The 15,395-nt window shown below is 64.0% G+C and carries 17 protein-coding genes and 1 pseudogene; 9 read left to right on the top strand and 9 right to left on the bottom strand.

Annotated features, from left to right (window positions below; genetic code table 11):
- Positions 1–3: 3 nt before the first annotated feature.
- Together ACZYOF_RS12570 and napE are read right to left on the bottom strand one after the other, a co-directional pair.
- Positions 4–330 carry a chaperone NapD gene (locus ACZYOF_RS12570; protein WP_463715939.1) on the bottom strand — a complete coding sequence of 109 codons (327 nt, stop codon included), beginning with the start codon at positions 328–330 and terminating at the stop codon, positions 4–6.
- 28 nt (positions 331–358) lie between these two features.
- Entirely contained in the window at positions 359–544 is a 186-nt protein-coding gene (gene napE, locus ACZYOF_RS12565) for a periplasmic nitrate reductase, NapE protein (protein ID WP_282530693.1), read from the bottom strand.
- A gap of 267 nt (positions 545–811) precedes the next feature.
- On the opposite strand from napE, the pseudogene ACZYOF_RS12560 reads away from it, so the two are divergent.
- From ACZYOF_RS12560 to ACZYOF_RS12525, 8 genes and pseudogenes are all read left to right on the top strand, one after another.
- A pseudogene (locus tag ACZYOF_RS12560) lies at positions 812–2,029 on the top strand (LLM class flavin-dependent oxidoreductase).
- A gap of 374 nt (positions 2,030–2,403) precedes the next feature.
- A complete protein-coding gene (locus ACZYOF_RS12555) occupies positions 2,404–3,354 on the top strand; it encodes a sulfonate ABC transporter substrate-binding protein (protein ID WP_463715938.1) in 951 nt (316 codons plus the stop codon).
- Positions 3,355–3,378: 24 nt separating this feature from the next.
- Positions 3,379–4,332, top strand: a complete 954-nt coding sequence (locus ACZYOF_RS12550; protein ID WP_463715937.1) for a sulfonate ABC transporter substrate-binding protein — start codon at positions 3,379–3,381, stop codon at positions 4,330–4,332.
- Positions 4,329–5,495: an FMNH2-dependent alkanesulfonate monooxygenase gene (ssuD, locus tag ACZYOF_RS12545; protein WP_463715936.1), complete on the top strand. Its 1,167-nt coding sequence runs from the start codon at positions 4,329–4,331 to the stop codon at positions 5,493–5,495. The genes ACZYOF_RS12550 and ssuD overlap by 4 nt, the downstream gene beginning before the upstream one ends.
- Complete coding sequence (locus ACZYOF_RS12540; protein WP_463715935.1) at positions 5,492–6,298, top strand: ABC transporter permease subunit; 807 nt, start codon at positions 5,492–5,494, stop codon at positions 6,296–6,298. Before ssuD ends, ACZYOF_RS12540 begins: the two co-directional genes overlap by 4 nt.
- Positions 6,299–6,372: 74 nt before the next feature.
- Positions 6,373–7,221 carry an ATP-binding cassette domain-containing protein gene (locus ACZYOF_RS12535; protein ID WP_463715934.1) on the top strand — a complete coding sequence of 283 codons (849 nt, stop codon included), beginning with the start codon at positions 6,373–6,375 and terminating at the stop codon, positions 7,219–7,221.
- A 7-nt stretch (positions 7,222–7,228) separates the two neighbouring features.
- Positions 7,229–7,810, top strand: a complete 582-nt coding sequence (locus tag ACZYOF_RS12530) for a flavin reductase family protein (protein ID WP_130581249.1) — start codon at positions 7,229–7,231, stop codon at positions 7,808–7,810.
- A 196-nt stretch (positions 7,811–8,006) separates the two neighbouring features.
- The gene (locus ACZYOF_RS12525; RefSeq protein WP_165421318.1) at positions 8,007–8,171 is read left to right on the top strand and encodes a hypothetical protein; all 165 of its coding nucleotides are present in this window, start codon (positions 8,007–8,009) and stop codon (positions 8,169–8,171) included.
- 129 nt (positions 8,172–8,300) lie between these two features.
- Here ACZYOF_RS12525 and flbD read toward each other — a convergent pair whose 3' ends face one another.
- From flbD to sciP, 6 genes are all read right to left on the bottom strand, one after another.
- Positions 8,301–9,686, bottom strand: a complete 1,386-nt coding sequence (gene flbD / locus ACZYOF_RS12520; protein ID WP_463715933.1) for a sigma-54-dependent transcriptional regulator FlbD — start codon at positions 9,684–9,686, stop codon at positions 8,301–8,303.
- 106 nt (positions 9,687–9,792) lie between these two features.
- Entirely contained in the window at positions 9,793–10,143 is a 351-nt protein-coding gene (fliN, locus tag ACZYOF_RS12515; RefSeq protein ID WP_028165361.1) for a flagellar motor switch protein FliN, read from the bottom strand.
- Positions 10,144–10,165: 22 nt separating this feature from the next.
- Positions 10,166–10,789 carry a FliH/SctL family protein gene (locus ACZYOF_RS12510; protein WP_463715932.1) on the bottom strand — a complete coding sequence of 208 codons (624 nt, stop codon included), beginning with the start codon at positions 10,787–10,789 and terminating at the stop codon, positions 10,166–10,168.
- The gene (fliG, locus tag ACZYOF_RS12505; protein ID WP_028165359.1) at positions 10,789–11,874 is read right to left on the bottom strand and encodes a flagellar motor switch protein FliG; all 1,086 of its coding nucleotides are present in this window, start codon (positions 11,872–11,874) and stop codon (positions 10,789–10,791) included. The genes ACZYOF_RS12510 and fliG overlap by 1 nt, the downstream gene beginning before the upstream one ends.
- Before the next feature lies 1 nt (position 11,875).
- Positions 11,876–13,507, bottom strand: coding sequence for a flagellar basal-body MS-ring/collar protein FliF (gene fliF / locus ACZYOF_RS12500; protein WP_463715931.1), 1,632 nt, complete (start codon positions 13,505–13,507; stop codon positions 11,876–11,878).
- Positions 13,508–13,681: 174 nt separating this feature from the next.
- Complete coding sequence (gene sciP, locus ACZYOF_RS12495) at positions 13,682–13,957, bottom strand: CtrA inhibitor SciP (protein WP_002714638.1); 276 nt, start codon at positions 13,955–13,957, stop codon at positions 13,682–13,684.
- Positions 13,958–14,177: 220 nt separating this feature from the next.
- On the opposite strand from sciP, the gene ACZYOF_RS12490 reads away from it, so the two are divergent.
- Positions 14,178–14,663, top strand: a complete 486-nt coding sequence (locus tag ACZYOF_RS12490; RefSeq protein WP_463715930.1) for an anthrone oxygenase family protein — start codon at positions 14,178–14,180, stop codon at positions 14,661–14,663.
- A gap of 154 nt (positions 14,664–14,817) precedes the next feature.
- On the opposite strand, the gene ACZYOF_RS12485 is transcribed toward ACZYOF_RS12490, so the two are convergent.
- Positions 14,818–15,395: IS701 family transposase (locus ACZYOF_RS12485; protein WP_463715929.1), on the bottom strand; the 578-nt coding region annotated here is incomplete at its 5' end.

The raw sequence follows: 15,395 nt of genomic DNA, 5'->3' as shown, positions 1-15,395 counted from the left end.
ACATCAGGCAGCACCCGGATCGACGGCGTGGAACACGAGCGAGGCGGAATAGACGTTGGGCAGTGCGGAAATCGTGTTGAGCGTCGCGCCGAGCGAGCCCGCATCGGGCGCATCCACGACGACCACGAGCTTTCCCTTCTCATCGCGACCGTAAATCTCGCAGCCGCACAGCGCCGTGATCGCAGCTTCGGTGGCATCGAGCCGGTCAGGCCGGGTCTGCACGAGGATGCTGGCGATCTCGCCGCCGGGCGGCGGCACGACAGGGTCGGTTTGCAGGACGCGGCCCGTGATGAGCGCTCGGCGATCGATGGTAGTCTGAGCTCTAATCATGGCGGCTGTTCCTTGAGTGGTCGGCTGATCAATGTGGCGGGGGAGGGCCCGGCGGGCCCGCGATCATCTGATAGATCCACACAGCAAGGCCGTAGCTGCCCACCGTGGCCACGGCCAAAGCAGGCATCACAATTGCCGTAAGAAAAAGAAACGCGAAGATCTCCATGCGCCTACGGCGCGGCCTCGCGCTCGCATCGTCGCTGGTTGCCGACATACGTCGTCTCGCTTCAATTCAGATTGTGTGGGGGAAGGCCTCGTTGCCTTCCTAATGTAGTAATGTCACCGGGACATTTTAGCACTGATCTAAATCAATGCGCGCCAACATTGTATACGGGCGAAGCGGATTCGGCGGCGCGGCAACCGGCAAGGTTACTGTTTGGTTGCAGTGCGCATGTTCCGCCATCCGGAATTGGCATAGGCTGGACTTCGCGCGCCCCGGCAATACACTGAGGCAAACAACAAGACGTACGGGAGCGACGCCATGAAATTCGGCATCTTCTACGAGCTGCAACTGCCGCGTCCATGGAACGAGGGCGACGAACTCAAGCTCTACCAGGACGCATTGACGCAGCTCGAGACCGCCGACCGGCTCGGCTACGACTATGCCTGGGTCGTGGAACATCATTTCCTCGAGGAGTACTCGCACTCGCCGGCGCCGGAATCGTTCCTGGCTGCGGCAAGCCAGCGCACCCGGAACATCCGGCTCGGGCACGGCATCCTGCAGCTCACGACCAACCATCCCGCGCGTGTCGCCGAGCGGGTGGCAGTCCTCGATCTCCTCAGTAACGGCCGTTGCGAATTCGGCATGGGCGAGAGCGCCTCGATCACCGAACTGACGCCGTTCGGCCGCGACATGGAGACCAAGCGGGAGGTGTTCGAAGAGGCTGTCGCGGCGATCTTCCCGATGTTCACCAAGGTCGGCACCGAGCATCACGGCAAATATTTCCACATCCCCCTGCGCAACGTGGTGCCGAAGCCGGTGCAGAAGCCGCATCCGCCGCTCTGGATGGCGTGCTCGCAATTGCCGACCATCGAGCGCGCCGGGCAGCACGGCTTCGGCGCGCTCGGCTTTCAGTTCGTCAGCGCGGACGCGGCGCATGCCTAGGTGCATGCCTATTACAATGCGATCACCAAGCGGCTGAAGAAGCTCGCCGACTACCGGATCAATCCGAACATGGCGCTGGTGTCGTTCTTCATGTGCGCCAAGACGGACGAGGAGGCGCGCGCCCGCGCCGACGGCGCCACCTTCTTCCAGTTCGCGCTGCGCTATTATGGCGCGTCGCAGAACCGGCAGCGGCCGGCGCCCGGCACCGTCAACATGTGGGACGAGTACAACAGGTGGAAGCGCGACAATCCGGAAGCGCAGGAAGCTGCATTGCGCGGCGGTCTGATCGGATCGCCTGAAACCATCCGCAAGAAGCTGCGCCGCTTCCGCACCTCGCACATCGACCAGGTGATCCTGCTCAATCAAGCCGGCAAGAACACGCATGAACACATCTGCGAATCGCTCGAATTGTTCGCCAGGGAAGTGATGCCGGAGTTCCAGCACGATCCCGAACACGATGCGTGGAAGCAAGGCGTGATGAGCGGCGAGATCAAGCTCGAGGAAATCGACACCGAAGCGTTTAGGGATCGTTACGGCAAACTGTCGATCAACCCTGGTTCGCAGGCGGAGAAAGCAGCAGCAGCGAGCGGCTGACGAGATTCTAGGCAGCTCCCCCGTCATGCCCGCCAACGGGTCGGCGCGAAGCGCCGCCCGATGACAGGCTCCGGCGGGCATCCAGTACTCCGCGGCATCTCGGCCAATGCTCCGGCGCTGGTGGTTACTGGATCGTCCGCCTTCGCGGACGATGACAGCGGAGAGCTGCTGCTCGCATCATGATTTCGTGAAGAAAATATTTCGCTACGCACAATCTGCGCCTTAAAAGAAACCGCGCGTCCGGTGCCCGCATGGCAGTGCGGGCATCGCTATTTTTTCGGGGTCCTCGACAGCCTCATTCGCGCCCCCCATCATTCCCTCACGTCGCGTGATAGCGCGCCGATAACGCGCTCGATCGTCAGGAGAATTTTGTGATGAAGCGCCGCGAGTTCCTCAAGTTGTCGCTCGGCTCTGCAGCCGTCGCTGCGCTGCCGTTGCGCGCGCGGGCCGAAGCGGCGGTGAAGGAAATTCGTATCGGCTATCAGAAGAACGGCGTGTTGGTTATCGCGCGGCAGCGCGCGACTTTGGAAGATCATTTCAAGTCGGCCGGCATCGAGGTGAAATGGGTCGAGTTCTCGTCGGGTCCGCCGATGATGGAAGCCATGAACGTCGGCAGCGTCGATTTCGGTGCGGTCGGCGACTCGCCGCCGGTGTTTGCGCAAGCTGCCGGTGCGGCGATCGTTTATGCCGCCGGCCAGCCCATTACGAACGGCCAGGGCATCCTGGTGCCGCAGAATTCGGCCATCCGCACGATCGCCGATCTCAAGGGCAGGCGCCTCGGCTTCACCAAGGGTTCCAGCGCCCACAACATCGTGGTGCAGACGCTTGAAAAGGCCGGCCTCATTTATAGCGACATCACCCCGGTCTATCTGACGCCGCCCGACGCGGGACCGGCGTTCGCCAATGGCAGCATCGACGCCTGGGCGATCTGGGATCCTTATTTCGCGATCGGCGAGACCAAGCAGAACGGCCGCATCCTGGTCAACGCCCATGAGATCACCAAGACCAACTCGTTCTTCATCGCCAACCGTGACTTCGCGAGGAATCACGGACCTGTGCTGCAACAGATTATCGACGTCCTCGCGTCAACGGCGAATTGGGCCGAGGCGCACCGCGACGAGGTCGCGAAATCGCTGAGCACCGTCACCGGAATCCCGCTGGATATCCAGACCATCGCCGCCAATCGGGCCGCGTTCAGGATCGGACCCGTCACCGACGATATCGTTGCGACCCAGCAGGGCGTGGCCGACCGCTTCTTCAAGCTCGGGCTGATCCCGAAAGAGATCGCGATCCGCGACATCGTCTGGCGCAATCCCCAGAGCTGAGTTCATTTCCACGCAGAGGTCATTATGCGACGTATCATTCAACGCTGGATCACCAGCGCGGTGCTATCAGTCAGCATCGTCGCCGCCGCCGTCAGTGCGTCGTACGGACAGGAGAAGACCGTCCGCATCGGCTTCCAGAAGTACGGCAAGCTGGTCCTGCTCAAGAGCAAGGGCACGCTCGAGGAGAAGCTGAAGGCGGTCGGCTACAAGGTGGTTTGGACCGAATTCCCGTCCGGCCCGCCGCTGCTCGAAGCGCTCAATGTCGGCGCGATCGATTTCGGCAACACCGGCGAAGCACCGCCGATCTTCGCGCAGGCGGCCGGTGCGCCCATCCAATATGTCGCCTATGAGCCGCCGGCGCCGAAAGGCGAGGCGATCCTGGTGCCGAAGGACAGCGCGCTGAAGTCGGTCGCCGACCTCAAGGGCAAGAAGGTCGCGCTGAACAAGGGCTCGAACGTCCACTATCTCCTGGTGAAGGCCCTGGAGAAAGCCGGCGTCAAATATTCCGAGATCGAGCCGGTGTTTCTCGCGCCCGCCGATGCGCGCGCGGCCTTCGAGCGCGGTTCGGTCGATGCCTGGGTGATCTGGGATCCGTTCCAGGCCGCGGCGGAAGCTGCGACCGGCGCGCGCACGCTCGCCGACGGCACCGGCATCGTCTCGAACTACCAATTCTACTTTTCCTCGAAGAAGTTCCTGGAGAGCGATGCGAAGATCGTCGATCTCGTGCTCGCGCAATTGAGCGAGGTCGATGACTGGGCCAAGGGCGACATCCATGCGGTCGCAGAGCAGCTCGCGCCGTCGATCGGCCTTTCGGTGCCGGTGGTCGAGGTTGCGTTGAAGCGCCAGTCCTACGGCATCAAGCCGCTCACCGATTCCGTGATCGCCGACCAGCAGCAGGTGGCGGACACGTTCTTTGCCCTCGGCCTGTTGCCGAAAGCCATCAAGATTTCAGACGTCGCGCGGAGGTCCGGATCGTGACTAAACAACCCAACGCCAACATCCTCTGGTTCCTGCCGACCCATGGCGACGGCCGTTATCTCGGCACCTCCATCGGCGGACGCGAGGTGAACTTCAACTATCTGCGCCAGATCGCGCAGGCCGCCGATCAGCTCGGCTATTACGGCGTGCTGTTGCCGACCGGGCGAAGCTGCGAGGACTCCTGGGTGGTCGCTTCCGCGGTCGCGCCGCAGACCGAGCGGCTGCGCTATCTGGTGGCGGTGCGGCCCGGCCTGCAGTCGCCTGCCGTCGCCGCCCGCATGACTGCAACGCTGGACCGGCTGTCGAACGGACGGCTCCTGATCAACGTCGTCACCGGCGGCGATCCCGTCGAGAACAAGGGCGATGGTATCTTCCTGGCGCACGACGAGCGCTACGAGGTGACGCGCGAGTTCCTCAACGTCTATAGCGACCTGCTCGCCGGCAAGACCGTTAATGTCGAGGGCAAGCACATCCGCATCGAGGACGGGCGGCTGCTGTTCCGGCCGGTCCAATCGCCACGGCCGCCGCTCTATTTCGGTGGTTCCTCGGACGCCGGCATTGATGTCGCGGTGGATACTGTCGACAAATATCTCACCTGGGGCGAGCCGCCGGAGCAGGTTGCGGAGAAGATCGCGCGCGTGAAGGCGGTTGCCGACAAGCGCGGCCGGAAGATCTCCTTCGGCATCCGCCTGCACGTGATCGTACGCGAGACCAATGCGGAAGCCTGGAAGACCGCGGACGAGTTGATCCAGTACGTCACCGACGACACGGTGGCGGCGGCGCAGAAGATTTTCTCGCGCATGGACTCGGTCGGTCAGCAGCGCATGGCAGAGCTGCATGGCGGCCGCCGCGACAAGCTCGAGATCAGCCCTAACCTGTGGGCGGGCGTTGGCCTCGTGCGCGGTGGCGCAGGCACCGCACTGGTCGGCGATGCCCAGACGGTGGCGGCGCGGATCAAGGAGTATCAGGATCTCGGCATCGATACCTTCATCATGTCGGGCTACCCGCATCTCGAAGAAGCCTATCGCTTCGCCGAACTTGTGTTCCCGCTGCTCGCGCTCGAGCGGTCGGACAACGTGACGCCGATCCGCGTCAACACCGGGCCGTTCGGCGAGACCATCGGCAACGACTATCGGCCGCAAAAGCAGGTATCGGAATCATGAGCCTCATCGATAGCCTCCCGCGTGTCCGCGCGCCCAAATTGCCGCGCGCCGACGGCCTGATCCCCTGGATCGTGCCGCTCGCCATCATCCTGATCTGGCAGCTCGCCTGCGTCACCGGCTTTGTGCCCGCGCGGGTGCTGCCGGCGCCGACCGACGTCGCGCTGGCGGGATGGAAGCTGCTGTTATCAGGTGAGTTGATCCGCAACATCTGGGTCAGCTTCTGGCGCGCCAGCATCGGCTTTTTGATCGGCGCCGGCATCGGCTTTGCTTTCGGCCTCGCCAACGGCCTGTCGCAACTCTCGGCGAAACTGACCGACACCACGCTGCAGATGGTGCGCAATATCCCGCACTTGGCGCTGATCCCGCTGGTCATCCTGTGGTTCGGGATCGACGAGTCGGCAAAACTGTTCCTGGTGGCGCTCGGCGTATTCTTCCCGATCTATCTCAACACGCTGCACGGCATCCGCACCGTCGATCCGCAACTGATCGAGATGGGCCGCATCTATGGCATGACGGACGGCGAATTGTTCCGCCGGGTGATCTTCCCTGGTGCGCTGCCGTCGATCTTCGTGGGCCTGCGCTTTGCGCTCGGCATCATGTGGCTGACCTTGATCGTGGCCGAGACCATCGCGGCGTCCTCGGGGCTCGGCTACATGGCGATGCAGGCGCGCGAATTCATGCTGATCGATGTCGTCGTGCTCTCGATCCTGATCTACGCCCTGCTTGGCAAGCTTGCCGACAGCGCATCGCGCGCGCTGGAGCGGCTGACGCTGTCCTGGCACCCGGCCTTCCAGAAACATTGAGCCCTTTACTTTGACGCGTTTTCTTCACGCGAACCGGTATCCACTTCGCTCGAAAACGCTATGGAGAACAAAATATGCAGGAAGTCCTTCGTTTTCGTCCGCTCGAGGCCGAGGCTGTCGCGCGCGGGGATTTCGTCGAAGAGGCGCGCCAATTTCGCCATTCTGCTGACGTGCCGTCGCGCGGGCTGTCGCTGACCATCCGCGGCTTGCGCAAATCCTTCGGCGACAATGAAGTGCTGCGCGGCATCGACCTGCACATTCCCGCCGGCCAGTCTGTCGCGATCGTCGGCCGCAGCGGCTGTGGCAAGAGCACGCTGCTCCGGCTGATCGCGGGGCTGGAGAAGGCGACCGCCGGCAGCATCAGTTTCGGCGAGCAGGCGCGCGCCGAGGATATCCGCGTCATGTTCCAGGAGCCGCGGCTCCTGCCATGGGCGCGTGTGCTGTCGAACGTCGAAGTCGGCCTCGGGCGCGAACGGTCGTCCGCGAATGCGCAGGCGCGCGCCGAGAAGGCGCTGGTCGAGGTCGGTCTCGGCGACAAGCGCGGGCAATGGCCTTCGGTGCTCTCGGGCGGCCAGAAACAGCGCGTCGCGCTGGCCCGCGCGCTGGTCAGCCAGCCCCGGGTGCTCGCGTTCGACGAGCCGCTCGGCGCGCTCGACGCGCTGACGCGGATCTCGATGCAGCGGCTGCTCGAGCGGGTCTGGCGCGATCAAGGCTTTAGCGCGATCCTGGTGACGCATGACGTCTCGGAAGCGGTGGCGCTGGCCGACCGGGTGCTGGTCATTGAAAACGGCCGCATCGCGCACGATTTCAATGTCGACATCGCGCGCCCGCGCGAGCGCGGCTCGGCCGAACTCGCGGCACTCGAGGGCGCGATCCTGAAGAATCTGCTGGAAGGCAGCGAAGACAGTTCCGACGATCTGTGAGGCCCGCATGAACCCCGCCGTCCGCGACATCGCGATCGATCCCGTGGTCACCTCCGACGAGTTTCGCGGCGCCATGCGCCATCTGACCGGCGGGGTCAGCGTCATCACGGCGGGGCGCGGCAAGGACATCTCCGGGATGACGGTGACCTCCGTCTCCTCATTGTCGGTCGAGCCAGCCTCGCTGATCGTGAGCCTGAACCGCGCCGCATCGTCCTGGCCGCTGGTCAAGCGCCACGGCGTTTTCGGCGTGAACATCTTGAGCTCGGACCAGGTCGAGATCGCCGAGCGCTTCACCGGCAAAGGCGGGCTGAAAGGCGCCGAGCGCTTTGCCGGCGCCCAATGGACGACGCGGGCCTCCGGCGTGCCGCTTCTGGTCGGCGCGCTGGCGGCGATCGATTGCGAGGTCGAGGACATCTTGGAGCGCCACTCGCACGCAATCGTCATCGGACGCGTGCTCGATGTGCAGGTCTCCTCGCGCACCGCGGCGCTCGCCTATTGGCAGGGCCGCTATGTCGCCGTCGACCAGGACGAGGATGCCGCCAAGCTGGCCGACGTCAGCGTGCCCACACGCGGCGTGCATCTGCGCTGACATCAGCTCGTAGCCCGGGTGGTGCGGAACGCGCAACCCGGGGCTTTGCGTCGGCGATCGGGAGCGGTCCCGGGTTACGCTTGCGCTTCACCCGGGCTACTTGTTCCGGGAACGATGTTGCCAGCCGTGGCGTTTTGTCTCCTCGCGCAATAGAAGGCGTCGGTCTTTTCTATTGCCGGAAGGAACGAAGCGTGTCATGGGCTTGATGAAACGTCTTGCAACCTGGGTCTTCTACGGCATCGGTGCGCTCGCGATCGCCTATCTCGCGCTCTATGCCTATGTCGCCTTCACTGGACGTGACTTTACGCCCGGCGACCCCATTCACATTTTCCGAAAACCCGACGCGCCGAGTTATTCGTAGCTCCAGGCGTCATTGCGATGCGAACGCAGTCGCATCCACTCCGTCATTGCGAGCGCAGCGAAGCAATCCATGTCTCCGCGTGTGGCACGATGGATTGCTTCGCTTCGCTCGTAATGACGGTGATGACGACTACCCCGCCGTGGCCAGGCGCTGGTAGTCGGCCGTGCCTGATCCAGCGGGCGGGATCGGCACGCCGCCATCGGCATATTCGTTGAGCTTGTTGCGCAGCGTGCGGATCGAAATGCCGAGGATGTTGGCGGCATGGGTGCGGTTGCCGAGGCAGTGCTTCAGCGTCTCCAGGATCAGGTCGCGCTCGACGTCGGCAACGGTGCGGCCGACCAGCGCGCGCGTCACCTGCTCGGCGGCGAGGGTGGCGTGAGCGACCGCCGGCGCGGTCCTGGCGAGGTCGAGGCGGTCGCCGTCCGGAGTCACGATGGCATCGGGGCCGATCTCGTCGCCCTGCGCCATCAGCACGGAACGGTGAATGGTGTTTTCGAGTTCGCGGACATTGCCTGGCCAGCGGTTCGAGGTCAGCACCCGCCGTGCCTCGGCCGACAGCGGCCGCGCCGGCACGCCATTGGCCTCGGCGTATTTCTTCGCGAAATGCTGCGCCAGCTCGAGGATGTCGGCCGGCCGGTCGCGCAGCGGCGGGATCTTCAGGTTGACGACATTGAGGCGGAACAAGAGGTCCTCGCGGAAGGTGCCGGCGCGCACGGCGTCCGCGAGATTGCGGTTCGAGGTCGCGATGATACGGATGTCGACCGGCACCGGCTTGGTACCGCCGACGCGGTCGATCACGCGCTCCTGGATCGCGCGCAGCAATTTCGATTGCAGCCGCACGTCCATTTCCGAGATTTCATCGAGCAACAGCGTGCCGCCGGTCGCTTCCTCGAACTTGCCGATGCGGCGAGCGATTGCGCCGGTGAACGCGCCCTTCTCGTGACCGAACAATTCGGATTCCAGGAGATGCTCGGGGATCGCGGCGCAATTGATCGAGATGAAGGGACGCTTGGCGCGTGTCGAGCGGGAATGGACGTAGCGCGCCAGCACTTCCTTGCCGGTGCCGGACTCGCCGGTGATCATCACGGAGGCGTCCGAGCCCGCGATCTGCTGCGCCAGCTTGATCACCCGGCCCATGGCTTCGTCGCGATAGACGAGATCGCGGGAGTCATTTGCGACCGCGGCGAGCACGGCGGCGATCAGCTCCGGCTCGGGCGGCAGCGGGATGTATTCCTTGGCGCCGGCGCGGATCGCCGCCACCGCGGCGCGGGCATCGTTGGAGATGCCGCAGGCGACGATCGGCACGTGGATGTGCTCGGCTTCCAATCGCATCACAAGGTCGCGGATGTCGAGGGCGACATCGACCAGCAGCAGGTCGGCGCCCTTGCCGCTGCGCAACACCGCCATCGCCTGCTCGTTGCCTTCCGCGTGCGTCACGGAGGCGCCGTTGTCCATCGCGATCTTGGTGGCGGTCGTGAGCTGCCCCCTCAGGGTGCCGACGATGAGAAGCCGCATGAGTGTCTCCTGTCTCCCGCGCGTCCGTCGCGCGCGCATCCGTTAAAAGTGACTACTTGAGCATGATCTTTTCGGAAAACCGGTGTCCACTTTTCCGGATCATGCTCTAGCTACGCTCTGCCTTGATGATTTCGGTCATGGTCACGCCGAGCTTGTCTTCGACCAGTACCACTTCGCCGCGCGCCACCAGGCGGTTGTTGACATAGATGTCGATGGCTTCGCCGACCCGGCGGTCGAGTTCGAGCACGGTGCCAGGGCCGAGCTTCAGGAGCTGGCCGACATCCATCTTGGAGCGGCCGAGCACGGCCGAGACCTGCACCGGCACGTCGAAGACGGCTTCCAGGTCGGAGGCGATGCGCGAAGCGTGTTCGTCCTCGTTATAGCCCACATCGTCGTCCCTTGGCGCGTCCGCCGAGTTGAGGTCGGGGAGCGGGACATGTGTGTCGGTGTCACTCATCGTCGATCCTTTGGCTCAATCCTCATGGCCGTTGGTCACGGGACGCCATGTAGCGTCCGACAAGTTCGTTGATCTTGGCTTCGATCGTCGCGCGTTCCAGCACGATGCCGCCGTCGGCCCATTCGATCCTGCAGTCGCCGGTCGCGATTGTCGGCTCGGCCAGGATCACGAGGCGGCCCTGAAATCCGCTCTGTGTGGCCAGCCGCTCGATCTTTTCGCGCGCGCCCTCGTAGAGCGCATCATTGATGCGGACGACGATGTGAGGGGTCGAGACCAGATGCGAGAAGCAGTCGGAGACCAGCGCCGTGATCTCGCCAAGCGGTTCGCGCGCGATCATTTCGCCGCACAATTTGCGCGCGACCGAGACCGCGACGTCGACTGCTTCGGTCTCCATCCGCGCTTCGATGCCGGAAAAGCGTGACGCGATGTTCTTGATCGCAAGCCCGATCTCCTCCAGCGCGAGCGCGGCGCGGCGGTCACTCTCCACCTTCGCCTCGCGCTGGGCGGCATCGTAGCCGTTGCGATAGGCGCGCGCCTCGGCTTCCGCGACCTTCTGGGCGATCTCGGCGGCGGTTGCGGCACGCTCACGCGACTTGGCGGGCGCCGAGAAGTCGGTATCGAACAGGAATTTTGCGGGCGCGGCCATCAGTACACCAGTTCGTCGTCGGCACGATTCTTGGTCAGCATGATCTCGCCCTTGGCGGCGAGATCCTTGGCGAGATTGACGAGCAGCGCCTGCGCCTCGTCGACGTCGCGCAGGCGCACCGGTCCCATCGCCGCCATGTCATCCATCAGCATCTTGCCGGCGCGAGAGGACATGTTGCCCAGGAAGAAGTTGCGGACCTCCTCATTGGCACTCTTCAGCGCGATGCCGAGCTTCTCCTTGTCGACATGGCGCATCAACGTCTGGGCCGAGCCGGAATCGAGCTTGACCAGGTCGTCGAAGGTGAACATCAGCGCCTTGATGCGTTCGGCGGATTCGCGGTTTTCCTCTTCCAGCGAGGTGATGAAGCGCGTTTCGGTCTGGCGGTCGAAATTGTTGAAGATCTCGGCCATCACCTCATGGGCGTCGCGGCGGCGGGTCTGTGACAGGTTCGACATGAACTCGGTGCGCAGCGTCTGCTCGACGCGCTCGATCACTTCCTTCTGCACCGCCTCCATCCGCAGCATGCGGCCGACGACATCGAGCGCGATGTCCTCGGGCAGGATCGCCAGCACGCGCGCGGCGTGCTCGGACTTCAGCTTCGACAGCACCACGGCGATGGTCTGCGGATATTCATTCTTGAGGTAATTGGCGAGCACCTCTTCCTGGACGTTGGAGAGCTTCTCCCACATGTTGCGGCCCGCGGGCCCGCGGATCTCGTCCATGATGCCGGAGACGCGGTCGGCCGGCAGATATTGCTGTAAGAGCCGCTCGGTGGCGTCGAAATTGCCCATCAGTGCGCCCGAGGCCGACATCCGCGAGACGAATTCGAGCAAGAGGTCCTCGACCACGTCGGCCTCCACGGTGCCCAGCGTCGACATCGCCATCGACAGTTCGCGTACCTCGTCGTCATCGAGCAACGACCACACCTTGCCGCCGTATTTTTCGCCGAGCGCCAGCATCAGGATCGCCGCGCGCTTCGGGCCGGAGATCGGCTTGCTCTTCGGGCGGTCGCCCTGACGGCTCGACAGCGTCGATATGACGCTTGTGATGTCGTTGGCGTTCGCGGTTTGCGGGACGCTGGCCATCTCAGGTCTCCGCAGGCTCGGTCAGCCATTGGCGAACAATGGAGACGGTTTCGTTCGGATTGCGTTCGGCCAGTTCGCCCACGCGGTTCACGGCCTGGGCATGGACCTGGCCCTGGATCTGGGCGACGTCTATCATGTGCGCGGCGCCGCCGCCGGTCAGGAGCGCCTGACCCTGTCCGCCTTCGCTGCCGGCCTGCGCGCTGGCGTCGGCCAGTGCGGGCACCGAGGCCTCGGCGCGGCCGGGTACGACCTCGTTGGCCAGCATGCGCTTCACGAGCGGGCGGATCACCATGAACAGCACGACCAGGCCGAGCAGCATCATCACGCCGAGCTCGATCACATACATCACGTCGTCCTTGGTGAACTGCAGCATGCCGAGGAGGCCGGTGGGCTCGTTGAGCGGGGCGACCGAGGGCGCCTCGGCAAAGCGCAGGTTGACGACCTCGACCTGATCGCCGCGCTTCTGGTCGAAACCGATCGCCGAGCGCACCAGGGCGGCGATGCGGTCGAGCTGCTCCTTGGGACGGTCCTGGTAGACCATCTCGCCCTTTTCGTTCTTGGCGTAGCTGCCGTCGACGAGGACGGCGACCGAGATGCGGTTGACGCGGCCGGCTTCGGTCACCTCGGTCTTGGTGGTGCGGGAGATCTCGTAATTGTTGGTCTCCTCGCTCTTCTTGCTCTGGTCGCGGGCGCGCGCGGCATTGTCCTGGTTCTGGTTGCCGGGCAGCTCGTTGTTGACCGTGACCTGGCCGCTATTGTCGGCGGAGAGGCTGGATTCCTCCCGGGTCTGGCTCGAGCGCAGCACGCGCCCTTCGGGGTCGAACTTGTCGGAGGTCTGGGTGATCTTGTTGTAGTCGAAATCGGCGGAGAGCTGGACGCGGGCGCGGCCCTGGCCGACCACGGAGGACACGATGTCCTCGACCTGCTTGCGCATCCGCTTCTCGAAGGCGGCGCGGCGCTCGTCGCCGACGGCGTTGTCGGCATCGCTGGTGGCGCCGTCGGCGAGCAATTGGCCGGCCTCGTCGACGATCGAGACCCGCTGCGGCTTCAGCCCGTTGACGGCGGAGGCGACCACGTGGCGGATGGCGCGGATCTGCTGCGGTTCGAGGGTGCCGCGCACCCGCACCACGATGGAAGCGGACGGCTCCGGCGTCTCGCGCGAGAACAGCGGCCGCTCCGGCAGCACCAGGTGCACGCGGGCGGCCTGGATGCGGTCGATGGCGCGGATGGTGCGGGCGAGCTCGCCTTCCAGGGCGCGCAGATGGTTGATGTTCTGAACGAAGCTCGTGGTGCCGAGCGCGTCCGACTTGTCGAATATCTCGTAGCCGACGCCGCCGCCCTTGGGCATGCCGCCCTCGGCGAGCTTCATGCGCAGGCGCGTGACCTTGTCCTTTGGCACCATGATGACGGTGCCGTCATTGCGCAGCTCGAACGGGATCGCCTGCCGCTCGAGCTCCTTGACGATCGCGGAGGAGTCCTCGACGCTCAAATCGGTGAACAGGGTCGTCAGTTGCGGCGTGGTGACGCGCAAGATGACGAAGGCGAAGAAGCCGATGAGCGCGGCGGTGACCGCCACCATCGCCGCCAACCGGGCCGCGCCCAGGCCCTTCAGGAAAGCAACCAGACTTTGCACCAACCGCCCCCAGGGGATTCGGCCCTCGGAGGGTCCGACTGGGCAATTATTGCCTAGGGTATGGTTTCCATCCGGTTAACGACGGTTAAGAACCGCGGCAGAAAGTAGGACATGAAAAAAACCGGCTTCGCAAAGCGAGGCCGGTTTTCATCAAATTCGATTGGTTTCGAGGGCTTACTGTCGATATTGCTGGATCCGGGTGGTGCGCAGCCCGGCCAAGCCGTGCTGATCGATGGAAAATTGCCAGGAAAGGAATTCGTCGACCGTCAGCGTGTAGCGGCTGCAAGCTTCCTCCAGGGAGAGCAGACCGCCGCGCACTGCGGCAACAACTTCAGCCTTCCGGCGAATGACCCACCGTTTTGTACCGGGCGCGGGCAAGTCGGCAATGGTTAGCGGACTGCCGTCAGGCCCGATGACGTATTTCACCCTCGGGCGATGGGGTTCTGTCATGGCGTACTCACAAACTCTCGACCACTGAACTCACTCTGCCAACCTACGCGTGTCGGCTTAAAATTTGCCTAAGCGCAATCCTGCAATACGAATCGCGTTGGAAATGCCGGTAAGGTGGCTCCGTCCCGGCACCTGTGCCAGTGTGGGAAAAGCGGCCAGGCCGGAGCCGACGGGCGCTTGGTGGGGGCCGAATCACAACCCAGCGGAAGCGAGGTCGCCCGTGGGCGAGATTGTAGTGCTGATCCTGCTCTGGTTCGCGGCGATCGGCTGTGGCCTGCTTGCCGGGCTCTATTTTGCGTTCTCGACCTTCGTGATGAGGGCACTCGGCCGCATCGAGCGGGCATCCGGCATCGCGGCCATGAATGCGATCAATGTCGACATCGTCCGCTCGCCGTTCATGCCGCTCTTCCTCGGCACGACGCTGGTGAGCGCGATCCTCGCCGCCCTTGCGGTCTTCCGCCTGGGCGAGCCCGGCGCGGCGGCGATGCTCGCCGGCGGGGTGCTCTACGTCGTCGGCATGTTCGTCGTGACGATGATCTTCAACGTGCCGCTCAACAATGCGCTGGCCGCGGCCGATCCGGCTAGCACTGAGGCAGCTTCGATATGGGCGCGGTATCTCAAGGAATGGACATTCTGGAATCACGTGCGGACGGTGGCCTCCACGGCGGCCTGCGCGCTTTTCATCGCCGCTATTGCGGCGGACTAGCATTACAGTTGTCTTTTTGTTTTGAAGTGCGCGCGCTGGGCGGCGGCCTGGTGAGCTCTACGCCAAAGTGACCATGCGATGATGTGTGCGGGTTGGATTCGCTTTCGAGCGAGTCTGATGGCGATGCGTCGGACTTCCTGGATTGACCAACGGATCAATGACGCCGTGGCGACGCATTGGTTTTTGCCGGAGTTCGGCGTTTCGTTTTTTTGGGCGGCAGCGGATTGGCGCGATGACGGATTGCCGCCATCATGGCGAAGGCGAGCATCACCAGGGAGACGTGGCGATGCCAGCCATGCCAGGATCTGCTTTCGTTGTGATCGAGCCCGAACTCGTTTTTCGCGGTTTCAAAGCTGTCCTCGATCGCCCAGCGATGGCCTTCGACCGCGACCAGCGTTTCAATTGATGTTCCCGCTGGGCACCAGGTGGTGAAGAAGGCGAGGTCACCATCGGCGATGCGGCGACGGATCAGTAGGCCGCGTGTCCACAAACCATCATTTGCACTGTTGAATGGCTCGGCCTCGAGGTCGGCCAGTTCGAGATAACACCAATCGTGCAGCCGCGGTCCTTTGGTTCCGGCTCCCGCCGACAGGCGCTTCCAGTCGGATGAGCGCCGCGTCCGGGCGATGTCTGCGGCCGTACCGGAGACCGGCGGTCGCTTGCCCCAGGATCGAAACACATGAGCGCTGCTGACCCCGAGCACGTAGCCTTTGCCGGCCCGGCGCAGTTGCT

This window comes from Bradyrhizobium sp. LeoA1Lang, assembly GCF_055413685.1.
The sequence above is the reverse complement of the archived record's forward strand: the minus strand, read 5'-3'. Positions and strand labels throughout refer to the sequence as shown.